Genomic DNA, 563 nt, shown 5'->3' with positions numbered 1-563 from the left:
TTCGACATGGAACTCAATGCGGATTTAGTCGTCCTCTCTGCTTGCGAGACGGGACGCGGAAAAATCACTGGCGATGGAGTCATCGGATTATCGCGATCGCTCATGTCTGCCGGCACCGCCAGCGTGCTGGTATCCTTATGGAAAGTGCCAGATAATGCCACCTATTTGTTAATGCGAGAATTTTATCAAACCTGGGAAAGCAGTGGCGATAAAGCCCAGGCATTGCGTCAAGCGATGCTGACCACCATGCAGCAGTATCCCAGTCCCGAAAATTGGGCGGCCTTTACCTTGATGGGAGAGGCGCAATAGGGTGCGCTGGAGTCTCCCCCCGCGAGGGTTGATAATTGAAAAATTATGGGGTATTATCAAAAGCATCAACTCTCAACCAAAAGGAGCATCTACCATGCCCCCTGCTTGCAAATCCCGCAACCTATTTGCCCTCACCTTAGTGGTTCTCGTCGGCACCTCAGCACTTGGGGTAGATAAACGCCCATTGTTCCGTTTCCCCGCCACCGCCCAAACGGTGGAAGAGCGACAACAGGAAGCGGAACGATTGTTGGAAC

1 protein-coding gene is annotated in these 563 nt (G+C 52.4%); it reads left to right on the top strand.

Annotated features, from left to right (window positions below; genetic code table 11):
• Positions 1-309: CHAT domain-containing protein (locus LKK83_RS00735; protein WP_324628808.1), on the top strand; the 309-nt coding region annotated here is incomplete at its 5' end.
• Positions 310-563 lie beyond the last annotated feature (254 nt).

The organism is Phormidium sp. CCY1219 (assembly GCF_035615515.1).
In the GTDB taxonomy this organism is placed as follows: domain Bacteria; phylum Cyanobacteriota; class Cyanobacteriia; order Cyanobacteriales; family Laspinemataceae; genus CCY1219.
Note: the sequence above shows the minus strand (reverse complement) of the source record. Positions and strands in the feature narration are given on the sequence as shown.